The organism is Bartonella sp. MR110HLJHH (genome assembly GCF_042194225.1).
In the GTDB taxonomy this organism is placed as follows: Bacteria; Pseudomonadota; Alphaproteobacteria; order Rhizobiales; family Rhizobiaceae; genus Bartonella; species Bartonella grahamii.
Map to the genome: position 1 here is coordinate 21,922 of NZ_JBHIMQ010000010.1, position 21,911 is coordinate 43,832.

The following is a 21,911-nucleotide window of genomic DNA, read 5'->3' on the forward strand; positions in this document are numbered from 1 at the left end:
TAATTTTAATAAGAAAATAAATAATAAAAAACATTTTTATTTAATCAATAGAGTTTCAAAATTTTTTATCATTAAGTATATTATTAAAAATAAAATCATCTTGGGAACTTGTTAGTAACACAGAGGTTAATGAAGTGTTGTTTCAACAAATGGTGACAAGATGAAACTAAATAAATTTTTGAAATTAAGTATTTTTTTTATAATGATTGTATGTGTCTCGTTGACAGTCACTACTTCAATCAGTGAGGTTTTTCATCTTCCTTATTGTCAAGCCTTTACCTATAGCTCTACTCAAAATGTCACTAAAATAGGTCAGAACTCATTTACTGCTTCACAAGTTAAAAATTGTCTTATGCAAAATGGTTTTGAGAATATTAAACGATTGCGTTTAGATGACAAAGGCATCTGGCGTGCTTTAGTAAAATTTAAAAAGTCCCATTTTTTCGTATCCGTTGACTATTCAGGAACAGTTAGCATTCAAAATGAAAGAAAAAAATATGATTGATTTTAAAACTTACAGCAACGTTTTTGTTCATAGCTGTAAGGAAAAAAAATTAAAAAAGTGCTGCCATTCTATTAAAGAATTTGCTTTCATTGGCGGTTTAAATGGTAGCATATCAGGAGCTATCGCAGCAACTCTTGCAACTTATGGTTATATTGCTCTTCCAGGATTTGGTCCAGTTATCGCAATGGGTATAGGAGTAGCACTTTCTGCCGGAATGATAATAGGAACACTGATAGGATCAGGAATGGGAGGAAGTGTCGGTATATGCTGTATTTTATGGGAAATTTATATGAATCATAATAATTCTTTCTCTTATAAATTTCATAATGAATAAAAATTTTTCGTCATTTTTTCTATGAAAAATAATTAAGTCATCAACAAATTATATGTTCTGTTTTTGATGAAATAATTATCGTGTTATAAATGAAATAATATTTCTATGTAAATTATTTTTCTTAAATTTCAATTTAATACAATCATATATATTTAATAATATAGATTATTTTTATAGATAAAATTTATTTAAATATAAGTATAAAGGAATTTTATGAAAAAAATATTATTATCATTATTGGTTTTTATGGAATTTTTAATTCATAAAAATTCTGCATTAGCACTATCAACACAAGTAAATATTTATAAATTAGAATATAATAATTCCAAAAAGGCTATTGGTAGCATTAAAATTGAAGAAAACACATACGGTTTGATTTTCATCCCTAATTTATCTACTTTATCAGAAGGGATGCATGGTTTTCATATACATGTAAATCCTTCATGTGATACAAAAGATGGCATAATTGGTGGAAGCGCAGGTGGACATTATGATCCGGAACATACCGGAAAACATTTAGGACCTTATAATGTCAATGGTCATCTTGGTGATTTACCAGCACTTTATGTTGATAAGCAAGGGTATGCTATGATGAGCGTTCTTGCTCCACGATTAAAAAAAATCTCTGAAATTAAAGGGCACTCTTTAGTCATTCATTTAGGAGCAGATAATCAATCAGACAAACCATTACCGCTTGGCGGAGGTGGTGCGCGTTTGGCGTGCGGTATTATTGAAAAATAAAGAGAATATTCTGGCAAACTGTGTGAATATTTTATAAGAGTAAAGTTTTTTGAATGTTTAATTTGGATAACAAAAAACTTAATAATAATCAAAACGAATAACAATGGAAATTAAAGAAATAGTGGTATAAATTCTCCGTAAGAAGACTTCAATATGAGGAAGTAATATTTTCAATGTTTGATGTAAACAAAGCAAGAAAATTGAATTTCACTTTCTAAAATATCAAATTTGTAATAAATTATAATTATTAAGTCTAGTATCTAATAGAATTACGCCCCACGTACAAAATAGAACGGGTCTAAAACGGAATTTTTACTCTTCCCCTACTCAAGCCCACTCATGAGATGCATGCAAACAATTTTGATTGATACAATATCAATATAAGGTGGTCTTAAAAGATTGAATGCTAGGATATTTACCCCCCTCATTTAAGTTTAAAACAAATGAATAATTATCATTATAAATCAATATATTATATCAATATAATAAGTCAAATAAAATAGTTAGAGTATTTTTTTATCACTCTGAAAAAAAGGCTTTTAAACAATAGAGTCTTTTTTAAAATACCTCTCATGGATACATATGATCCCAGTCTAGTGGACGCATCTCGCCAGTTTGATAAAATTGACGAATGAGCTTAATATAATCAAGAAAGTCTTTGTTTTCCTCCACTAGTCTATTAGCAGTATCCCAGTCAATATCACTACGTTCTTTGGCAGGAATTAAAATCTCACTCTCGGAAGAGTTTTCCTTATTAAGTCTTATAAATCCAACTCCATGCAAACTTGAAAGCATTCGAAGCTCTTTTAATGTATCAACTCCTTCAATTTCACTAGCAACTAAATAACTTAAATTAGCCCATGACGAATTACTAACTGTTTGAAAAAATGCTTTTCGTAAATTTGAACGATTCCATTCACTGCTTAAATCTTGCATTCCTACGAGATCTGGATAAAGCCATTTATTTCCGCCTGCACCATGTTTATTACGAGAACATTTCTCATTAATGCGCTTGCTGTAAACTGCAAGCTCTGACCATAAAAATTTAGATAATAACGGATAAAGATCATGCTCTTTAACAGAGCCATCTTCTGTTCTACTCTTTGCATTGTCCTCTGCTGCATCAATGTCCTCTACTGCATCAATTTCAGCACTATCTGTTTGTTTAGTAAAATAATATTGCCGTGGTCGTCCTTCAGTGGTTTTAATTTCTGAATAACGTTTTTGTAACTGAGGGCGTCCTGCTCCTATTTCAGCAACAATTTGCTGAATAAGAGCTGCATCACTATTAAGGGGAGTAATTATTGCCGTTGAATGCTTTTGTTTTTGACGGCATTTTTCTGGGTAATTTTCAAATATCCATTGAGCAATTTCTCGAGCTGTAAATTTTTTTGTCGGGTTTTTCTTTAAAAAATTAAAAACAGTATTTGTTAAATTCAAAGTCATATGAAAAAATTTCCCCTTTCACCCTCCAGATATTTCATTATATTCAGGTTTTTTAAATGAAAGAACAATAAAATATTTAAGTTTTTTAAAAAAAGCATATTTATAAAATTACCCAATGAAATTAAAATATTTTTTTAAATTTGTGACTATAAACTCAAAGATCTTTTCACATAAGGAAAGTAAGATTGTACTTTTATCAAAAATTGTAAATGTGCTAAAAATCCCCATAAAAAATCATAATCTTGTGTAACTTTTCTATACATTTTTCCTTTTATTTTAATGTTGTTAGAAAAAAATATTAATTTTATGATTTAAGAAACCCCTAATATTTTTAAATTAATGGTGCAATAGTGCAAAAAATTAAAAATAATTATTCAAACATTTGATTGGACCTCACATCGGTCAATTAAAAAACTTATGTGTTTTATTTTTGAAACGAAATGTTATGAGCTCTCAAGTATAGATTCTGCAATGGTAAATTCTGCACACAAACCTTCAAAACTACTATTTGCTTTAATAGCATCATGGGGAATAAGAATATAATACCATTTTTTACCGCCAGAAGTAGCCGCATAGCGCGTTGCATGACAACACCATTGAACTGCAGCTTCTCTCTTTTTTAACACAATAGGATTTTGCATTTCAGAGGTTTTTTTAGGCTCACAAAGATATTTGGCATCCTTCGTTTCTACAACAAAGTCCGGTTCATAGATTGATCCTTTATCATATTCTATCTTGAAAAAACCTCGAGCGGGTTTCATCCATTTCAATACTTGTACATCATCCTCTAATATTTGAGCAAATCGTAATTCCCCTTCTACTGAATCAAACTTTTGTAAAGGATAACAACATTTTCTAAAGCCGCTGAATACAAGTTTTTTAATATCGCTTTTAATGGCAGGAATATTACGAAAATCAAGAGGAGACGTCCCTTGCGGCAACACATAATGGATAGGTGTTAAAGTTGTAAAACCTAGTGTCACTTTAACCTCATAATCTTTTTGCGTTTCCCATTGATGTTCTCTTAATTGCGTAACAATAAAATTAGTAAGCTTATTCTGATAGTGAATTAATACGTTTTCAACAGCTGTATCATTGGGTAAATAAGATCGGAAATGTTCTACCATCTGACCAGCTAATTTTCGTAATAAGAGCGTATGGCTATCATAATCGATAAAATCATTATCAATTAAACCACGAATGATGTAGTTTTCAAGGTAAGGCTCTTTGACATATTCATTCTTAGAAGTGAGAAAAATACTTTTATGGGTACGCAATTCTCGAATTAAAAGTTCTTTACTAACAGGTTGCAAATTTAAGCTTTCTAGATTTTTCAAATCGAAATCAGAAAAACCATAAGTCACGTCACGCGAAGGTATGAATACAATATTGGGAATATCTATCATCAATTCTGCTAATTCTTTTGTCAAAATTGTAACCACTTTTGATACAAGAGACTTTTGTGATGAAGGCTTAATATTCATAACTTTATTAGCAATTTTTTCTTGTATCGGTGCAGAATAAAGCATTTGAGAACTTGGCAATTTATCATTCTCTTTGATAAGATCCCACGCGATCGCTGCAATTTCTTGCTCTTCAGGCGTTAATGTAGGGGAATCTGTATTACGTAATATGATACCTTGTAAATCAGATGCTCCATTTATATCGGAATTACGTGTTACCATCGTTTGCATCAATAAAGCTTCTACTTGACATGGAACCGTCACAATATCTGACTTTTCAGAGGGTACATCCCCCCCTCTTCCAATCTCAATATGCTTTTTTATAATTGAGTTTGGATCGTTTGCACGATCAATAATATCTTGAAAACGATCATGCGCAATAATTGTTAAACGATCAATAGATTCCACGCCTGTTCTATACCCATAAGGCAAACGCAATCCGCGCCCAATTGTTTGCTCTGTTAAAATTTCTGAAGCCGATGCACGCAACGGTACAATAGTATAAAGATTCGTAACATCCCACCCCTCCTTTAATTTATTAACGTGAATAACAATTTCTGTTGGTTCATGAGAATCTTCAATTGCAATAAGCTTTTGAATATTTTGGTCTTCTTCTATATTCGACTGTTTTGTATGAATCTCTAAAATTTTTCCCTTATAGGTACCTGAAAAAAAATCATCTGATTCCAATAAATTCCGTAGTTTTTGTGCATGAGTTGTATCTTGAGCGACAACTAAAATAAAAGGCTTAATGAACTTTTTGTTATAATCTTTGGCATAGGCAACTAAATCTGCTTTCACATTTTCATGGGCATGAATTGCATCCTGTAATTTGATATGTTCTAATTGCTCAGATGTATAATTTTGAGGTTGAAAATCTTTACGCGTAGCAACAGCAGGCTCTTTTACAAAACCATCCCTCATAGCCTCTGCAAGTGAATAGCTGTAAACAACATTTTTAAAATCTACGGGTTTTGCACCTATTGTTTTTGGTGTCGCTGTAAGCTCTATTCCTAAAACAGGTTTTAACTCATTAATTGCCGTCGCACTAGCGCAAGCACGATAACGATGTGCTTCATCCATTAACAAAACTAAATCAGGAAGATTTGCGAGATAATCAAAATAACTTTCGCCAATTGTCTCTTGTAAGCGTTTAATCCTCGGCATACTAGATTTTAGTGCGCCTTTTTTATTATCTGTTGTATTAATTTTAGAAATATTAAAAATATTGATAAAAGCCGTATCTCTATTCTCAAACAAACGCTTTTGTCCTTGAAAATAGTGTTCATTAGCGCGAATACCTTTACCACTTTCATAATCTTCACCTGTAATAATAACGGGTCTATTGGCAATAAATTCACTCATTCCACTGAAAACATACTTCGGACTTTGGGGACTAAAATCCTGTTTTAACTTTTCATAAACAGTCAAATTTGGCGCTAAAACAAAAAAATGGCGACTGCGACCTGTTAAATAAAGATAGCTGATAAAAGCACCCATAAGTCGCGTTTTCCCAACCCCCGTTGCTAAGGCAAAACAAAAAGAGGGAAAGTTTCGTTCAAAATCTTGTACAGAAGGATAAAGATTTTTTATCACTTCTAACTCTGCAACCAAATCAGCATTTTTAGAAAGCTCTATATTTTCTAAGATTTTTACCAAAATATTTAAAGATTCACGTTGAGGATCACGTAACGATAAGCGAGCAGAAATCCTTTTTTCAATAGTGTTCATGAAAAACTCCGCTTTTATATACTATTCAAATAAATCTAATTCTGCTTGCACAATATCTTTATTTTTGTTGTTTTCTTTTACCACAATCACTGGTTCAAGATTGGCTACATTTAAACTGTAATCGTCCCTTCCCCATTCGCATTTTTCTAATACTGCACGGGGGATTTTAGTGAGTGTCAGATTTTCAAAGGATGCTGATTTTGTATCAAAGGCTGTACCACAAATCAGCAACGTGCGATGAGAGCCTACCTCTTCACTCATTATACGGAGTTGTTCATGGGTCATAGCGCTTGTTGTGACATAAATATAATCTGTTTCGGTTGAATACCCTTGCATCCAATAATGATTTTCATCAGGTGCGTAGGTAAATCCCATATGTTTGCACATTGCTTCTGAAAGCATCGCAGCATTATATTCGCGACTAATAATCCATTGTCCCCATGGATCTTTTTGTAACAGAGAAGGTGCAAGGCGATAATAGCGAAATCCACCGCCACCTTGCCAATTGACACTTTTGGAAATTCCCCCTTGATCAGTTCCATCAATGACTTGTTTTAAACGAGGGATAATGTGGGTGTGACAATGCTCACCAAGTTCAATCATAATCCACTTTCTTCCCATTTTATGGGCAACAGCACCGGTTGTGCCAGAACCAGCAAAAGAATCCAGTACAAGATCACCGGGATTAGTGGCAAGTTGAATAATGCGTTCCATTAAACGCTCAGGTTTAGGAGTTGTAAAGACACTATCAGAATTGAAGACTTTGGCTTCTTTTTTTGCATCTTGATTATGGCCAACTTCCTGATAAGGCCAAATGGTCATTGAAACCATACCATTTTTTACCTCTGATAAAAAACGCTTCATAGAAGGAACATTACTTCCTGTTGGACCAAACCAAACACGATTATCTTTCAATAATTCAAAGAATTTTTTTTCATTCATAGCCCAACTTCTACCATTAGGGGGCATCACCTTGCGTCCAGAAGGTGTGATGATTTCATAAATGTCCTTAAGCGTCACTCTTTTTACGGATAGATCTCCAGATTTCCAAGGACCGCGAGGATCATTATCAGGGTTTTTATAGCGCGCATCCATATCGCTTGAACGAGGAAGCAATTGAGGGCGCCAAACAGTTTTATCTTTAGCATAAACCATTACAAAATCATGGTTGTCTGAAAGCCACTTTGCATCATTTTGTGGAGCATATTTTTTTTGCCAAATGATATTGTTTATAAAATTTTTTCGACCAAAAATTTCATCCATTAACACTTTAAGGTAAGCTTGCTCGTCATCATCAATTGATATCCAGATACTTCCATCATCTGCCAGTAAATGATGTAACAATTCTAGCCTGTCTCTCATAAGGCTTAGCCATAGGGAATGCTCTAAACCATCTTCATAATGTTCAAAGGCATTGCCTGTATTATAAGGTGGATCGATATAGATGCATTTTACCTTCCCCATATATTCTTATTCAAGCGCTTTGAGTGCGAGCAAATTGTCACCAAAAATAAGTTTATTATCAAAAATATCTTGGGATGATATTTGATGCGAAGCGTGATAAGATTTTTCAAGATCTTCTAATAAGATACGAGGCTCTAGTTTTGGGCGTTTTTCTTTTCCAATCCAGTTAAGTTCTAATTTTTGTTTATTATAACTCATGCGATTGTCCTTAAATTTAAACGCTTGTGAAAAGTAAACAGCTTATTCATGAATGGCTAAATTAGAGTCTCTTAACAATATTTTTAGTACCATCCGACAGCAATTTGAGCTTCTTCTGACATACAATCAGGTGTCCATGGTGGATCAAAAGTCATAATGACTTCAACATACGAAACCCCTTCAACTGCACTGACTGCATTTTCTACCCACCCCGGCATTTCACCAGCAACAGGACATCCCGGTGCTGTAAGAGTCATTTCAATTTTTACTGAACGATCATCTTCAATATCAATACGATAAATCAGTCCTAGCTCATAAATATCAGCAGGAATCTCTGGGTCATAAACTGTTTTGAGAGCAGCAATAATATCATTCGTCATACGATCAATTTCATCTGCTGGAATCGCTGATACATAAGACTTTTTATTTTCGCTTACAGTTTCAACAGATTCTGTAGAATGACGCTCTTCAATTGATTCAGCCATTAAAAAAATGTCCTTGTTTCTTTCAATGCTTCTACTAATTGATCTACATCTTCTTGAGTGTTATACATGGCTAACGATGCCCGACAAATAGATGTTAGACCAAAGCGCTGTAATAAAGGCTGTGCACAATGGGTTCCCGCGCGTATTGCAACTCCTTTTCTATCAATAAACATAGCGATATCATGGGCGTGAATCCCTTCAATTGTAAATGATATAATAGCTCCTTTATTGGGAGAATGACCATAAATACGCAATGACTCAACAGTTTTAAGTTTTTCCTGCGCATAAGCTAAAAGGGACCTCTCATGGGCATGAATCGTGCTACGACCTTTCTCTTGTATATAATCAATAGCCGCAGTTAATCCAATAGCTTCAACAATAGGAGGAGTGCCTGCTTCAAAACGGTAAGGAGGAGCATTATAAAAAACCTTATCGGTTGTTACCTCCTCGATCATTTCCCCTCCTCCTTGAAAAGGACGCATTTCTTCTAATCTATCTTCCTTACCATACAAAACACCAATACCAGTGGGACCATAAAGCTTATGACCTGTAAAGACATACCAATCACAATCGAGATCTTGCACATCAACGGTTAAATGTACTGCTCCTTGAGAACCATCAACAAGAACAGGAATAGAATTTTGATGTGCTAGCTTAATAATCTCTTTAACAGGAGGCACAGTTCCTAATATATTGGACATATGCGTTATAGCAACAAGCCGCGTTTTTTTGCTTAAAGCCTTTTGGAAATCTTCAATGTGCAGAACACCATTTTCATCGACAGGAACAAAAATAAGTCTAACACCTTTTTGTTCACGGAGAAAATGCCAAGGAATAATATTTGAATGATGTTCCATGATCGTTAGAACAATCTCATCACCTTCTTTGAGTTTGGGCATAGCCCAACCATAAGCAACGGTATTAATAGCTTCTGTTGCATTTTTCGTAAAAACAATTTCTTCAGCTTTTTGAGCATTTAGAAAAACACGAACGGTTTCACGAGAATTTTCATATGATTGTGTTGCTATGTTGGCTAAAAAATACATTCCCCTATGCACATTAGCATAACTATAGTGATAATAATTATTCATTGCATTGAGTACTGACATTGGTTTTTGGGCAGAAGCACTACTATCAAGATATGCTAATCGCTTTCCATAAACTTGATGGTGCAAAAGAGGAAAATCACGCCGAATTTCTTCGACATTATAAGTAAATGTTTTTACGTTATTTTCCATTTTTTCTACCTTAAACATTTTTTTCAAGCCATTTACTAATGATATTCTCCAAAGCAATTTGAATATTATCTTGCTTGATCTCATCAATGAGCTCAGAGATAAATCCTTTAATCAAAAGTGCACGAGCCGTTTTAAATGGGATACCACGCGCCATAAGATAAAAAAGATAATCATGATTAATATTAGCAACTGTTGCACCATGACCGCATGCAACATCATCAGCAAAAATCTCCAGTTCAGGCTTTGCATTAAATTCTGCATCATCTGAAAGAATAAGGCTATTACAAGCCATGCGTGCATCTGTTTTTTGCGCTTTTTGAGACACACGTATTATTCCTTGGAAAACACCAACAGCCTTATCTGTGACCACATTGCGTATAATTTCGGTTGATGTTGATTTTTCTTCCACGTGACGAACAGTCATTGTAAGATCACTATGTGTTTGTCCTGATAATAAATTTATAACGCGTAATTGAAAATCAGATTCTTCTCCCTGTAATTCAATATCGACTTCTTGGCGATTTAATTGGCTCCCTATATTAATGACATAAAGTGATAACTTCGCTCTTTGATCAAGAACAGCACAAAATCGACCAAATTGTGTAGAATTAAAATCACGATTGCGAATGAGAATCCACGTAACATCGCTATCAGCAGCAACATTTAATGAAAATATTGAACTGATAAAGGTATCTTTATCATTGCCAATCTGATGTTCAATAAACATAACTTGACTATTTTTATCAATTTTTATATCCGAAAAAATATGAGACTGTCCCCCCATTTGTATATTTTGTAATTCAATGGGTATATTTAACTTTGTATTTTCAGGGATGTGAAAAAGCCAACCATCTGTAACAAAAGCTGTATTTAACTGTCCAATAAAATCCTCATCAGAAATGTTTTGATTTATCTGTACAGAATTATCTTCTAATGCGTCTGAAAGGCGTTTTACTGTAATATTATCTACCTTTGACTCTATCGATGTTTTTCCATTGTTTATGGAGAAAACAGCACTTTCTGAAAGCAAAGAATCAACCAATTGATTGTTTTGAACTTTTGAAAAATTGCTAATAGACTTCAGTAAGGTACGCAGATTGGTATAATGCCAGCTTTCGATTTTACGGGAAGGAAGCCGTGTTGTTTGAAACTGCTCAATAGTTTTCTTGCGGATTTCCTGTACAGCTTTATCACCAGGTAAGTCGTTTACATACTGATTGAAATTACTGAGTATATTTTCTTCAACTGCTAACAAGTTTTGCTGTGTATTCATATTCAATAACCTCAAACCGCTTCCCTGATAAGATCAGCATACCCATTTTGCTCTAAATAAAGCGCTAAGGATTTATCTCCGCTTTTGATAATTTGTCCTTTATAAAGAACATGTACCGTGTCAGGAATAATATAATTAAGCAGCCGTTGATAATGGGTAATCACCAAAAATGAACGTTTTGAATCCCGAAGTTTATTAACACCATCTGCAACAATTTTTAATGCATCAATATCTAAACCAGAATCCGTTTCATCTAAAATGCAAAGTCTAGGTTCAAGAAGTGCCATTTGTAAAATTTCAGCGCGTTTTTTTTCTCCACCTGAAAAACCTACATTTAATGGACGCTTTAGCATATCCATATCTATTTCAAGTTTGGCTGAAACTTCTTTAACACATTTTATAAATTCAGGAATTTTAAGCTCTTTGTCACCACGCGCTTTGCGTTGAGAATTCATCGCAACTTTTAAAAATTCCATCGTTGCTACCCCTGGTATTTCCATTGGATATTGAAATGCAAGAAAAACACCATATGTAGCACGTTCTGCTGGATCCATTTCTAAAAGCGATTTTCCATTATAGAGAATATCTCCTTCTGTTATTTCATAATCATCACGACCAGCAAGCAAATAAGACAAAGTTGATTTTCCGGCTCCATTTTGTCCCATGATAGCGGCAACTTCTCCATCTTGAACTGTCAAGTTTAAACCACGAATAACTTCTGTATCGGTCCCAGCAATACGGGCGTGCAATTTTTTTATCTCTAACATAATTTAATCCTGTTTTGGCTGTTTTCAGATACCAATGCGTATTATTTTGCCTTAGCATCCATCTACTTTTGTAATTACCATAGAGGTCATTTTTAGCATTATTTGCTACTGTTACAGCCCTTTTACATCAAGTCTTCTATTTATCTAATTACAATAAATTATCCAACACTACCTTCAAGGCTGATACCAATAAGCTTTTGTGCTTCGACAGCAAATTCCATGGGAAGTTTTTGAATGACCTCTTTTACAAAACCATTTACAATTAATGCGATAGCTTCTTCTTCGGGAATTCCTCTCTGCATAACATAAAAAAGTTGGTCATCAGAAATTTTTGATGTTGTGGCTTCATGTTCAAACTGAGCTGTTGCATTTTTTGCTTCAATATAAGGAACTGTATGCGCACCACAATCATTTCCGATTAACAAACTATCACATTGCGTAAAATTACGCGCATTTTGTGCTTTTCGATGTGCTGTAACTTGTCCTCGATAAGTGTTATTTGAAAAACCTGCAGAAATGCCCTTGGAAATAATACGACTGGATGTATTTTTTCCCAAATGAATCATTTTTGTACCGGAATCAATTTGTTGATGACCGTTTGCAACAGCAATAGAATAAAATTCTCCACGCGCATTATCACCACGGAGTAAGCAGGATGGATATTTCCAAGTAATCGCAGAACCAGTCTCAACTTGTGTCCATGAGATTTTAGAGCTATCACCTCGACAATCTCCACGCTTCGTCACAAAATTATAAATACCGCCCTTTCCATCTTTATCGCCAGGATACCAGTTTTGTACTGTAGAATATTTAATCTCTGCATTTTTAAGGGCAATAAGTTCAACGACAGCCGCATGAAGTTGGTTTTCATCACGTTGGGGTGCTGTACACCCTTCAAGATAAGAAACATAGGAATCTTCAGCGGCGATAATCAATGTTCGTTCAAATTGGCCAGTGTTGCGTTCATTAATCCTAAAATAAGTTGAAAGCTCCATAGGACAACGAACCCCTTTGGGAATATAAACAAATGAACCATCTGTGAAGACAGCTGCATTTAAGGCCGCATAATAATTATCACTTATAGGTACAACTGTTCCTAAATATTCCTTAATAAGCTCAGAATGTTCAATAATCGCCTCTGAAATAGAACAAAAAATCACACCAGCACGTGCCAGCTCTTTTTTGAATGTTGTTACAACAGAAACAGAATCAAAGACTGCATCAACAGCCACCTGCCCCGATACAGACATACTGTCATCGAAAGTAGAGGGATCAGACTGTTTTCTTACTCCTGCCAAAATCTCTTGTTCTTTAAGGGGAATGCCAAGTTTTTCGTACGTTGCTAATAACTCAGGATCCACTTCATCCAAAGATTTTGGTCCTGTATGATTTTTTGGAGCAGCATAATAATAAAGCTCCTGAAAATCAATTTTAGGATATTCAAGACGCGCCCAATGAGGCTCTTGCATTGTCAGCCAACGTCGGTAAGCTTTTAAGCGCCATGTTAGCATCCATTCAGGCTCATGTTTTTTAGCAGAAATAAATTTGATAATATCTTCATTTAAGCCTTTTGGAGCTTTATCTGTTTCAATATTGGTTTCAAAACCATATTTATATTGGTCAACATCTATTTCACGTACTTGGCGTATTGTTTCTTGTACTGCCGGCATCAATTTTCTCCATTTTTTGGCGTCAAAAACCGGTAACTATTGGCGTCAAAAACCGGTAACTAAAAGTCTTGTTTTTTTACAAGATTAAAGTAGCAAGTTATTTCCTAGGCTATAGGTAAAGTGCAAAAATTTCAATCAAACTTATCTTATTTTTAAAATAATTCTAATTTTATAACTTTCTGATGATAAATCTTACCCTTTTTTCTTGCTTATAATTTGAGAAAAAAACGATAGAAAATCATCAATATCCTCAGAAGTTGTGTCCCGCCCTAGCGAAATGCGAATGGCACCATTTGGAACATGATACCCCATTGCCTCCAACACTTTGCTTTGTTTTACTTTTCCCGAAGAACAAGCCGAGCCGGATGATATAGAAAACCCTTCTAAATCAAAAGCAATTTGCATCGTTTCAGCTTTTATATTTTTCACGGTAAAGTAAGTTGTATTTGGCAAACGTTGAACTCTTTTGCCAAAAATTTCAACATTTTTACTTATTTTTTGTAGTCCATCTTCTAATTTATTGCGTAAATATATTAACTGTTTTATTTCTTCCTGTGTGAAACAATCAGCCATTGCTGCCCCAAAAGCAGCAATAAGGGGCAATGCTTCTGTTCCTCCACGGAGACCTTTTTCTTGTCCTCCCCCAATAATAAGAGGTTGTGGCATAAGAAGATTACCACATGAAACAAAAGCACCTATTCCTTTAGGACCACCAATTTTATGTGCAGACAGTATAAAAAAATCTCCTCCTAGCTGATTAATATCCACGAAATTTTTATCGACATATTGTGTCAAATCAACAATAAGAGTACCTCCTAAATCCCGAACAATAGCGGCGATTTCTGTTAACGGTTGAATAACACCCGTTTCACTATTTGCAGCTTGAATAGCAACAAGAGGTAAACCTTTTGTTTTATCGTGAACCGTTAAGAGTGATGTTAATTTATCTTGTTGAATGAGCCCATCTTGATCAACAGCAATGACGCTTATCAATTCTTTAGAAAAACGCCCTCCCTCTGCAACAGAGGGATGTTCAGTCGCTCCAAGGTAAAGATGAGAAAATTGAACTTTTGCATTCCCCATATTGTAAAAGGGTGTTAACAAAGTCATCGCTGCTTCACTCGCACCAGAGGTAAATACCACGTGATCTGGATCTGTTTTAAGATTTTCAGCGATTTGTCGACGTGCCTTTTGCAACAAGGTTTTAGCCGCACGCCCTTCCTTATGAACCGATGATGGATTACCAAATATCTCTAAAGATTCCACTAACGCCATCCGTGCCATTTTTTTGAGCGGTGTTGTTGCGTTATGATCAAAATATCGGCGTCTTATAACCATTTTACATCGCAATCATTAATCTTATGAATTGATTAAAAAAATAGCGCAATTTTCTTGAAAAGTGCACTAAAAAAAGAATATCTAATAATTATTTAAGAGATTCTATGGTAAAAGTCGACCAAGGTCAATGAAAGCCTTTTATTGCATTTAAGGAGCATTTTATGCCAGAAATTATTTTTAACGGTCCCGCGGGTCGGCTCGAAGGGCGTTATCAACCTTCACAACAAAAAAATGCACCCATTGCGATCATTTTGCATCCTCATCCCCAATTTGGTGGAACTATGAATCATAAAATTGTCTATGACCTCTTTTATATGTTCCAACAACGTGGCTTTACAACTTTACGTTTTAACTTTCGTGGTATTGGTCGTAGTCAGGGTGAATTTGATTATGGAATAGGAGAACTTTCAGATGCTGCTGCTGCTCTCGATTGGGTGCAAACACAACATCCAGACTCTAAAAATTGTTGGGTCGCAGGATATTCATTTGGAGCATGGATTGGTATGCAGCTTTTAATGCGCCGACCGGAAATTGAGGGATTTATCTCTGTTGCCCCTCAGCCTAATGTTTATGACTTTTCATTTCTTGCACCTTGTCCCTCTTCTGGACTTATCATTCATGGCGGTATCGATAAAGTTTCCCCCCCAAAAGATGTTCAAATACTTGTCGATAAATTGAAAACACAAAAAGGTATCATCATCACACAAGAAATATTGGAAGAGGCTAATCACTTTTTCAGTGGATGTCATGAAGAACTTATTGAACGATGTGCCCACTATTTGGATAACCATATCACCAATGAACTTCTCGCTCCTCCTCCTGAAATACTTTCTCTAACTTAGGAAAACACGATAGATTTATAAAAAATCAGCAAAAGTCGTCTCTGATCATAACAAAATAATTTTTTTAGTCTGTATTTAAAACTTTTCTAAATTTTATTTCAGGATAGAAATGAGAATAACAGAATGCTTTTTTTCTATCACTGAGAAGTCTGTTTTTAGCGTATAAAGATAATAATACCTTGTATTATTATCTTTATATTATCAATATGTCTCTTTCTCTTGTGATGTGTGCATCAGTTATGATAGATAACGCTTCATTATATAATCACCTATTATATGAAATGAATGCACTCTTAAAATTAGGAAATTGAATCTGTGTTTGCCTTTAAATCTGATTTTTTACACATTATGAGCGAACGTGGTTTTATCCACCAAATTTCAGATGAAAAAGGCTTAGATGATCTTTTTTCAAAAGAAACTGTAAGCGCTTATATTGGATTTGATCCAACAGCATCGAGTTTACATGCTGGAAGTCTTCTTCAGATTATGATGCTTTATTGGTTACAAAAAACGGGTCATCGTCCCATTGCTTTAATGGGTGGAGGAACCGGATTAATCGGTGATCCTTCCTTCAAAGATGAAGCGCGACGTCTTCTGACACAAGATGATATTGCTGCAAATATCGATGGTATTAAAAAGGTATTTGCTAACTATTTGACATTCGGTGACCGAGAAACTGATGCTTGTATTGTGAATAATGCTGAATGGTTATGCAATTTAAACTACTTAGAATTTTTGCGTGATGTGGGAAAACATTTTTCTGTCAACCGTATGTTGTCATTTGATTCTGTCAGACTCAGACTTGAGCGTGAGCACTCTTTGTCATTCTTAGAGTTTAATTATATGATTCTGCAAGCTTATGACTTTGTTGAACTTTATAAACGTTATGGGTTGCGTATGCAAATGGGGGGCTCTGATCAATGGGGCAACATTATTAACGGAATCGAATTAGGGCATCGTTTAGGAACACCACAATTATATGCGTTAACATCACCATTGTTGACAACCTCTTCCGGTGCCAAAATGGGTAAATCATTGAATGGGGCTGTATGGCTGAATGCGGATATGCTTTCACCTTATCAATTTTGGCAATATTGGCGCAATACAGAAGATGCTGATGTAACACGATTTCTAAAGCTCTATACCCCATTGCCAATGGATGAGATTCTTAAACTTTCTGTACTACAAGGGACAGAAATTAACGAAGCAAAAAAAATTCTTGCAACAGAAGTTACAGCAATGTTGCATGGACGTGCTCTTGCCAATGCAGCAGCAGAGACTGCTCGCAAAACGTTTGAAGAAAAAACTCTGGGAGAAAATCTTCCAACTGTTGAAATTAATGCCTCAGAATTAAAAAAAGGTGTTGGATTGCTCACTCTTTTAGTACAAGCAGGACTCGCTAAATCTAATAGTGAGGCACGCCGACACGTTCAAGGTGGAGGTGTACGTGTAAATGATCAAATTATTGAGGATGAAACACATCTTATTATTGAAGGGGATGTCAGTGCGGAAGGAATCATTAAGCTTTCTTTCGGTAAGAAAAAACATATTGTGATAAAACCAGTATAATCTTTTGTTGTTTTGTTTATGTTGTTCACGCCGATCTTGTTCTTTCAATCCAATCGTTGTGATAGAGCGAGTTTTGTTAGGAAAATAAAGGTCTCTTAAAAACAATAATATTCTAGAGAGTTGAATAGTTCTTTTCTTCTGTGTACTCTGATATCTTATACTTATTACACAAGAAAGATGAAAACAATGACAAGATCAATGAAAGGTGCTCTTGCTCCTGATTTTAATTTGCCTCGCGATGGAGGAGAGACAGTATGTCTTTCTGACTTTAAAGGAAAACCTGTTGTTTTATATTTTTATCCAAAAGATGACACCAGCGGTTGCACAAGCGAAGCACTTGATTTCACAAAATTAAAGATGAAATTTGATGAAATTGGTGTTGCTGTTATTGGAATCTCTCCAGATAATGTAAAAAAACATGATAAATTTAAAGTAAAATATGAACTTGATGTCATCTTGGTTTCTGATGAAGAAAAAACAACCCTCGAAGCTTATGGTGTTTGGGTTGAGAAAAGCATGTATGGACGCAAATATATGGGTGTTGAACGGAGCACTTTTTTAATTGATGCAAATGGAATAATAGCAGAAGAATGGCGCAAAGTAAGCGTATCTGGGCATGCTGAAAATGTTTTAGCTACTGCAACACTTTTACATCATAACGCTAACTTATAAATTGAGTGTTTGATTTATCTTAAAAAGCAAAAGTCATCCTCCGAATTGATTTTAGTTTTTCAATGGATTCAATTTTTACAATATATTGATTTATAAGGATAATGAATTGTTTTATATTTATATTAGTCCTCCGAATATCGCAAATTTTTCTTATTTCAGCTTTCTATCACTTGCAATATCATAAGCAGGATTGGCGTGTGAGAAAAAATTGAAGAAAGGAACAAGAAAATCCCTCTTTGAACCTTTAAAGTATCAAGAACTATCGTAATATCACAACATCAATAAAACAAACAACTTAAGAAAAAAATCTACATGGCTTGAAGGAAGGATATATAATTAACGAATATCCTCAATTTCTTTGTCTTGTCCATAAATGCGCCGTGCGAGTGCTGCCTCTATAAATGCATCTAAATTACCATTCAGTACGGATTGTGGATCCGTATTTTCAATCCCTGTACGCAAATCTTTGACAAGCTGATAGGGTTGAAGAACATAAGATCTAATTTGATGTCCCCATCCGATTTCTGTTTTAGAAGATTCAGCAGCATTGGTTTCTTCTTCTCTTTTTTTAAGCTCTTCTTCATAAAGCCGTGCACGCAACATCGACCAAGCCGTAGCGCGATTTTTATGTTGAGAACGCTCTGTTTGACATTGAACAACAATACCCGTTTTTATATGTGTGATGCGAACAGCGGAATCTGTCGTGTTAACATGTTGTCCTCCTGCTCCCGATGCACGATATGTATCAATACGCACATCTGCCTCTGAAACATCAACTTCAATATTGTCATCAATAACTGGATAAACCCAAATGCTTGCAAAAGAGGTATGGCGCTTTGCATTCGAATCAAATGGAGAAATCCGCACCAAGCGATGAACGCCTGATTCTGTTTTTAACATTCCATAAGCATTATGCCCTTTTACAAGAATAGTCGCTGACTTTATTCCTGCTTCTTCTCCATCATGAATTTCTAAAATTTCAACCTTCATTTCATGCTGTTCAGCCCAGCGCATATACATACGTAAGAGCATAGAAGCCCAATCTTGGCTTTCTGTTCCCCCTGCTCCAGCATGAACTTCTAAATAGGTATCATTCGGATCCGCCTCTCCTGAAAGAAGTACATCAATTTGCCTTTTATCTATCTCATTTTTAAGATTACGTATTGAATTTTCTGCATCAGCGATAATTTCAACATCACTTTCTTCTTCGCCCATCGCGATAAGCTCAATGCATTCTTCAAGTGTTTTTGTAAATGATAAAAGACCATTGATTGAATCATCAAGACGTTGACGCTCACGCATCATATCCTGTGCTTGTTGTGCATCATCCCATAATGACGGATCTTCCGCTTTTTGATTAAGATATTCGAGACGTTTTAGTGATTGATCCCAGTCAAAGATGCCCCCTTAGCAATTGAATTGCTTTCTGGATTTCATCAACTAATGTTTCTATTTCTGCTCGCATAATTTAACACCATATTTTTTAACACTCTTTCTGGTTATGTCTCTAGAATTTTATACAAATTCGATAGCTGCTGTGAGGGAATAGCACGGACTTATCATTCTATTTACAGGACCGACACTGTAAAAAAAATAAAAACTATAGACTCATGGCGAAAGGAGATTTTGTTGATTAATACAGCCCACCTGTCCCACTTTCAAGGGCTTTATTGACTTGTGGAGAAGTGGTTACTGCAGGAACACCTTCTTGAAAAGAATTTGTACTCCCAATAACTTGATATATATCAGCAGGACCAGTCCCTGGTTTAAATGCTTCTATAATGACATCTTGATCTCCTCTTTCCGCAAGCATTCCTGTTTTCCGATTAATTGGCATTAAAATCATACCCTTTGGCATCTTAAAGGGAACATCTGGCTTTCCTTTAAGAGCATTTGCCATAAACTCACCAAAAATAGGTGCAGCTAATGAACTTCCGGTTCCATTATATCCTAATGGAGCAGGTTGATCGTAGCCGATAAAAATACCAACGACAATGTCAGGAGTAAATCCCATAAACCAGACATCTTTAGAGTCATTGGTTGTCCCTGTCTTAGCGGCAATATGTCGATTAAGATAACGTAAACGTGCTGCAGTACCACGCTGAACAACCCCTTCCATCATGGATGTAATCTGATAAGCAGTCATAGGGTCAAGAACTTGATCTCGCTCATCAATCAATGTGGGTTCACGTTGATTATTCCATGAAGGCGTATTACAATTTTCACAAATACGATCATCATGACGATAAATTGTCTTTCCATAACGATCTTGAATTCTGTCTATCAGAGAAGGCTTAATAGAGCGTCCCCCATTGGCAATAACTGAATAAGCTGTAACCATTCGTAATACTGTTGTTTCACCAGCCCCTAAAGCCATGGGAAGATAAGGCTGCAATTTATCCACTATGCCAAAGCGTTCTGCATATTCAGCGACAAGAGGCATTCCCATATCATTGGCAAGCCGTATTGTCATAAGATTACGAGAACGCTCAATACCATAACGCAACGTTGAAGGTCCTGCAAAGGTACCACCATAATTTTTGGGTTGCCAAACTTCCCCATTATATTGACGAACTTCAATGGGGCCATCTAAAACAACGGATGCTGGTGTATACCCATTATCAAGAGCTGCTGCATAAACAAAAGGCTTAAAAGCAGACCCCGGTTGGCGATAAGCTTGGGTTGCACGATTGAATTCAGATGCAGCAAAAGAAAATCCTCCCACCATAGCAAGAACGCGCCCTGTATGAGGTTCCATAGCAACAATTGCACCTTCAACCTTTGGAATTTGTTGTAAACGATAAGTGTTGTTTGTATTGGATAGTTTTTCAACAAAAATGACATCCCCAACTTGCAGAACATGAGATAAGTTCTGAACAGTTTTTCGATAACCATTTTCTTTTACAACATGGAGTGCCCATTTTGAATCAGATTCAGATAAAACAGCAATTTCCCGTTTTTTTGATAATATACCCGAAGCTTCGCGCTGTGGCTGTAAACCAATCTCTACTTTATTGGGATTAGCAGAAAGAACAACAGCTAAACGCCATTCAGGAACATCACTTAGCCCCGTGATATTTGCAAGTTCTATCCCCCAATCACCTTTTTCATCGATATGTGCATAAGCTCCACGCCATCCTTGCGAATGATCAAATCTAATTAATCCAGCGTGCAAAGCACGTCGCGCAATAAGTTGTAAATGTGGATCAAGCGTTGTACGAATGGAAAGCCCACCTTCATAAAGTGTCTTAGCCCCATAGCGATGTATTAAACGACGTCGCACTTCTTCAGTAAAATAATCAGCCGCAAAAACATAGCTATCACTCCCACGTATTGTCGCTCCTAAAGGTTTAGCTTTCGCTTTTTCACCTTGTTCACGCGTTACATATCCATTTGCAATCATCCGATCTATAACCCAATTGCGCCGATCAATAGCACGTTGTGTATTCTTAAATGGATCATAATTTGCTGGCCCTTTTGGAAGAGCAGCCAAATAAGCACATTGTTCTAGCGTCAGATCATTGACGGATTTATTGAAATAGGTCAAAGAAGCAGCTGCTATACCATAAGTACCACGACCCAGATAAATTTCATTGAGATAAAGTTCGAGAATATGATCCTTTGAATAAGTTTTCTCAATACGCATTGCTAAAATAGCTTCCTTAAATTTACGCTCTAACGTTGTTTCTGAACTTAAAAGAAAGTTTTTAGCGACTTGTTGCGTTATAGTTGATGCACCCTCTGGGCGTCTTCCAGAACCAATATTACGAATATTATTGATCAAAGCTCGAGAAAGTCCTTCAGGATCTAAACCAAAATGATGATAAAAGTTTTTGTCTTCAGCCGAAATAAAAGCATTTATAACAAGCTTTGGTATTGATTGAATTGGTAAATAGAGGCGATGTTTTGTTGCAAACTCTGCCATAAGACGGCCATCAGAAGCATGGACGCGGGTCATTACCGGCGGCTCATAAAGTGAAAGAACTTCATAATTAGGGAGTGCATTTGCTTGACCACTGGTCATAACACCCCACATTATTGCTCCACAAAGTCCAATAGCAACAAAAAAACGAAGAAGATATCTTAAAAAAATCATCATAAAAACGGCTATCGCTTTCTTAAGAATTAATCAAAGAAAAAATACGTTACTTCAAACACACCAAGCGGATATCACC

At 35.5% G+C, this 21,911-nt stretch carries 18 protein-coding genes; 6 read left to right on the top strand and 12 right to left on the bottom strand.

The window, feature by feature from the left end; translation table 11 throughout:
• Positions 1 to 160: 160 nt before the first annotated feature.
• From ACFIKB_RS06840 to sodC, 3 genes are all read left to right on the top strand, one after another.
• Entirely contained in the window at positions 161 to 505 is a 345-nt protein-coding gene (locus tag ACFIKB_RS06840) for a hypothetical protein (protein ID WP_015856389.1), read from the top strand.
• Positions 483 to 839 carry a hypothetical protein gene (locus tag ACFIKB_RS06845; RefSeq protein ID WP_375653116.1) on the top strand — a complete coding sequence of 119 codons (357 nt, stop codon included), beginning with the start codon at positions 483 to 485 and terminating at the stop codon, positions 837 to 839. Before ACFIKB_RS06840 ends, ACFIKB_RS06845 begins: the two co-directional genes overlap by 23 nt.
• Positions 840 to 1,052: 213 nt before the next feature.
• Positions 1,053 to 1,580, top strand: coding sequence for a superoxide dismutase [Cu-Zn] SodC (gene sodC, locus ACFIKB_RS06850; protein ID WP_375653118.1), 528 nt, complete (start codon positions 1,053 to 1,055; stop codon positions 1,578 to 1,580).
• Between the two features lie 570 nt (positions 1,581 to 2,150).
• Here sodC and ACFIKB_RS06855 read toward each other — a convergent pair.
• From ACFIKB_RS06855 to ACFIKB_RS06900, 10 genes are all read right to left on the bottom strand, one after another.
• Complete coding sequence (locus ACFIKB_RS06855) at positions 2,151 to 3,026, bottom strand: COG2958 family protein (RefSeq protein WP_375653120.1); 876 nt, start codon at positions 3,024 to 3,026, stop codon at positions 2,151 to 2,153.
• A gap of 443 nt (positions 3,027 to 3,469) precedes the next feature.
• On the bottom strand, positions 3,470 to 6,220 hold the full coding sequence (locus tag ACFIKB_RS06860; protein ID WP_375653122.1) for a DEAD/DEAH box helicase: 2,751 nt from the start codon (positions 6,218 to 6,220) through the stop codon (positions 3,470 to 3,472).
• Positions 6,221 to 6,241: 21 nt separating this feature from the next.
• Positions 6,242 to 7,684: a site-specific DNA-methyltransferase gene (locus ACFIKB_RS06865; protein WP_375644833.1), complete on the bottom strand. Its 1,443-nt coding sequence runs from the start codon at positions 7,682 to 7,684 to the stop codon at positions 6,242 to 6,244.
• 6 nt (positions 7,685 to 7,690) lie between these two features.
• Positions 7,691 to 7,882, bottom strand: coding sequence for a hypothetical protein (locus ACFIKB_RS06870; protein WP_375644834.1), 192 nt, complete (start codon positions 7,880 to 7,882; stop codon positions 7,691 to 7,693).
• A gap of 83 nt (positions 7,883 to 7,965) precedes the next feature.
• Complete coding sequence (locus tag ACFIKB_RS06875) at positions 7,966 to 8,367, bottom strand: SUF system Fe-S cluster assembly protein (protein ID WP_375644835.1); 402 nt, start codon at positions 8,365 to 8,367, stop codon at positions 7,966 to 7,968.
• Complete coding sequence (locus ACFIKB_RS06880; RefSeq protein WP_375644836.1) at positions 8,367 to 9,605, bottom strand: cysteine desulfurase; 1,239 nt, start codon at positions 9,603 to 9,605, stop codon at positions 8,367 to 8,369. Before ACFIKB_RS06880 ends, ACFIKB_RS06875 begins: the two co-directional genes overlap by 1 nt.
• Before the next feature lie 10 nt (positions 9,606 to 9,615).
• Complete coding sequence (sufD, locus tag ACFIKB_RS06885; RefSeq protein WP_375644837.1) at positions 9,616 to 10,878, bottom strand: Fe-S cluster assembly protein SufD; 1,263 nt, start codon at positions 10,876 to 10,878, stop codon at positions 9,616 to 9,618.
• 11 nt (positions 10,879 to 10,889) lie between these two features.
• Complete coding sequence (gene sufC / locus ACFIKB_RS06890; RefSeq protein ID WP_375636107.1) at positions 10,890 to 11,645, bottom strand: Fe-S cluster assembly ATPase SufC; 756 nt, start codon at positions 11,643 to 11,645, stop codon at positions 10,890 to 10,892.
• Positions 11,646 to 11,803: 158 nt separating this feature from the next.
• Positions 11,804 to 13,315 carry a Fe-S cluster assembly protein SufB gene (sufB, locus tag ACFIKB_RS06895; protein WP_015856379.1) on the bottom strand — a complete coding sequence of 504 codons (1,512 nt, stop codon included), beginning with the start codon at positions 13,313 to 13,315 and terminating at the stop codon, positions 11,804 to 11,806.
• 192 nt (positions 13,316 to 13,507) lie between these two features.
• Positions 13,508 to 14,653, bottom strand: coding sequence for a cysteine desulfurase family protein (locus tag ACFIKB_RS06900; RefSeq protein ID WP_015856378.1), 1,146 nt, complete (start codon positions 14,651 to 14,653; stop codon positions 13,508 to 13,510).
• Positions 14,654 to 14,814: 161 nt separating this feature from the next.
• On the opposite strand from ACFIKB_RS06900, the gene ACFIKB_RS06905 reads away from it, so the two are divergent.
• The 3 genes from ACFIKB_RS06905 (at position 14,815) to ACFIKB_RS06915 (ending at position 17,736) form a co-directional block, all read left to right on the top strand.
• Positions 14,815 to 15,495, top strand: coding sequence for an alpha/beta hydrolase (locus ACFIKB_RS06905; RefSeq protein ID WP_015856377.1), 681 nt, complete (start codon positions 14,815 to 14,817; stop codon positions 15,493 to 15,495).
• 315 nt (positions 15,496 to 15,810) lie between these two features.
• On the top strand, positions 15,811 to 17,064 hold the full coding sequence (tyrS, locus tag ACFIKB_RS06910; protein WP_375653124.1) for a tyrosine--tRNA ligase: 1,254 nt from the start codon (positions 15,811 to 15,813) through the stop codon (positions 17,062 to 17,064).
• A gap of 186 nt (positions 17,065 to 17,250) precedes the next feature.
• Positions 17,251 to 17,736: a peroxiredoxin gene (locus tag ACFIKB_RS06915; protein WP_375636110.1), complete on the top strand. Its 486-nt coding sequence runs from the start codon at positions 17,251 to 17,253 to the stop codon at positions 17,734 to 17,736.
• 336 nt (positions 17,737 to 18,072) lie between these two features.
• Here the strand turns inward: ACFIKB_RS06915 and prfB are convergent.
• Both prfB and ACFIKB_RS06925 read right to left on the bottom strand, forming a co-directional pair.
• Positions 18,073 to 19,201 (bottom strand): peptide chain release factor 2 gene (prfB, locus tag ACFIKB_RS06920; protein ID WP_015856374.1). Its coding sequence is split into 2 segments (ribosomal slippage): positions 18,073 to 19,131 and positions 19,133 to 19,201, totalling 1,128 coding nucleotides; the frame shifts between segments, so codons are not numbered across the junction.
• Between the two features lie 168 nt (positions 19,202 to 19,369).
• Positions 19,370 to 21,835 carry a penicillin-binding protein 1A gene (locus ACFIKB_RS06925; RefSeq protein ID WP_375653126.1) on the bottom strand — a complete coding sequence of 822 codons (2,466 nt, stop codon included), beginning with the start codon at positions 21,833 to 21,835 and terminating at the stop codon, positions 19,370 to 19,372.
• Between the last annotated feature and the right edge of the window lie 76 nt (positions 21,836 to 21,911).

What these genes read in the sequence shown, in the direction of transcription:
- ACFIKB_RS06840 (WP_015856389.1), top strand. Translation starts at nt 161, where the DNA reads ATGAAACTAAATAAATTTTTGAAATTAAGTATTTTTTTTATAATGATT.
- ACFIKB_RS06845 (WP_375653116.1), top strand. Translation starts at nt 483, where the DNA reads ATGAAAGAAAAAAATATGATTGATTTTAAAACTTACAGCAACGTTTTT.
- sodC (WP_375653118.1), top strand. Translation starts at nt 1,053, where the DNA reads ATGAAAAAAATATTATTATCATTATTGGTTTTTATGGAATTTTTAATT.
- ACFIKB_RS06855 (WP_375653120.1), bottom strand. Translation starts at nt 3,026, where the DNA reads ATGACTTTGAATTTAACAAATACTGTTTTTAATTTTTTAAAGAAAAAC.
- ACFIKB_RS06860 (WP_375653122.1), bottom strand. Translation starts at nt 6,220, where the DNA reads ATGAACACTATTGAAAAAAGGATTTCTGCTCGCTTATCGTTACGTGAT.
- ACFIKB_RS06865 (WP_375644833.1), bottom strand. Translation starts at nt 7,684, where the DNA reads ATGGGGAAGGTAAAATGCATCTATATCGATCCACCTTATAATACAGGC.
- ACFIKB_RS06870 (WP_375644834.1), bottom strand. Translation starts at nt 7,882, where the DNA reads ATGAGTTATAATAAACAAAAATTAGAACTTAACTGGATTGGAAAAGAA.
- ACFIKB_RS06875 (WP_375644835.1), bottom strand. Translation starts at nt 8,367, where the DNA reads ATGGCTGAATCAATTGAAGAGCGTCATTCTACAGAATCTGTTGAAACT.
- ACFIKB_RS06880 (WP_375644836.1), bottom strand. Translation starts at nt 9,605, where the DNA reads ATGGAAAATAACGTAAAAACATTTACTTATAATGTCGAAGAAATTCGG.
- sufD (WP_375644837.1), bottom strand. Translation starts at nt 10,878, where the DNA reads ATGAATACACAGCAAAACTTGTTAGCAGTTGAAGAAAATATACTCAGT.
- sufC (WP_375636107.1), bottom strand. Translation starts at nt 11,645, where the DNA reads ATGTTAGAGATAAAAAAATTGCACGCCCGTATTGCTGGGACCGATACA.
- sufB (WP_015856379.1), bottom strand. Translation starts at nt 13,315, where the DNA reads ATGCCGGCAGTACAAGAAACAATACGCCAAGTACGTGAAATAGATGTT.
- ACFIKB_RS06900 (WP_015856378.1), bottom strand. Translation starts at nt 14,653, where the DNA reads ATGGTTATAAGACGCCGATATTTTGATCATAACGCAACAACACCGCTC.
- ACFIKB_RS06905 (WP_015856377.1), top strand. Translation starts at nt 14,815, where the DNA reads ATGCCAGAAATTATTTTTAACGGTCCCGCGGGTCGGCTCGAAGGGCGT.
- ACFIKB_RS06915 (WP_375636110.1), top strand. Translation starts at nt 17,251, where the DNA reads ATGACAAGATCAATGAAAGGTGCTCTTGCTCCTGATTTTAATTTGCCT.
- ACFIKB_RS06925 (WP_375653126.1), bottom strand. Translation starts at nt 21,835, where the DNA reads ATGATGATTTTTTTAAGATATCTTCTTCGTTTTTTTGTTGCTATTGGA.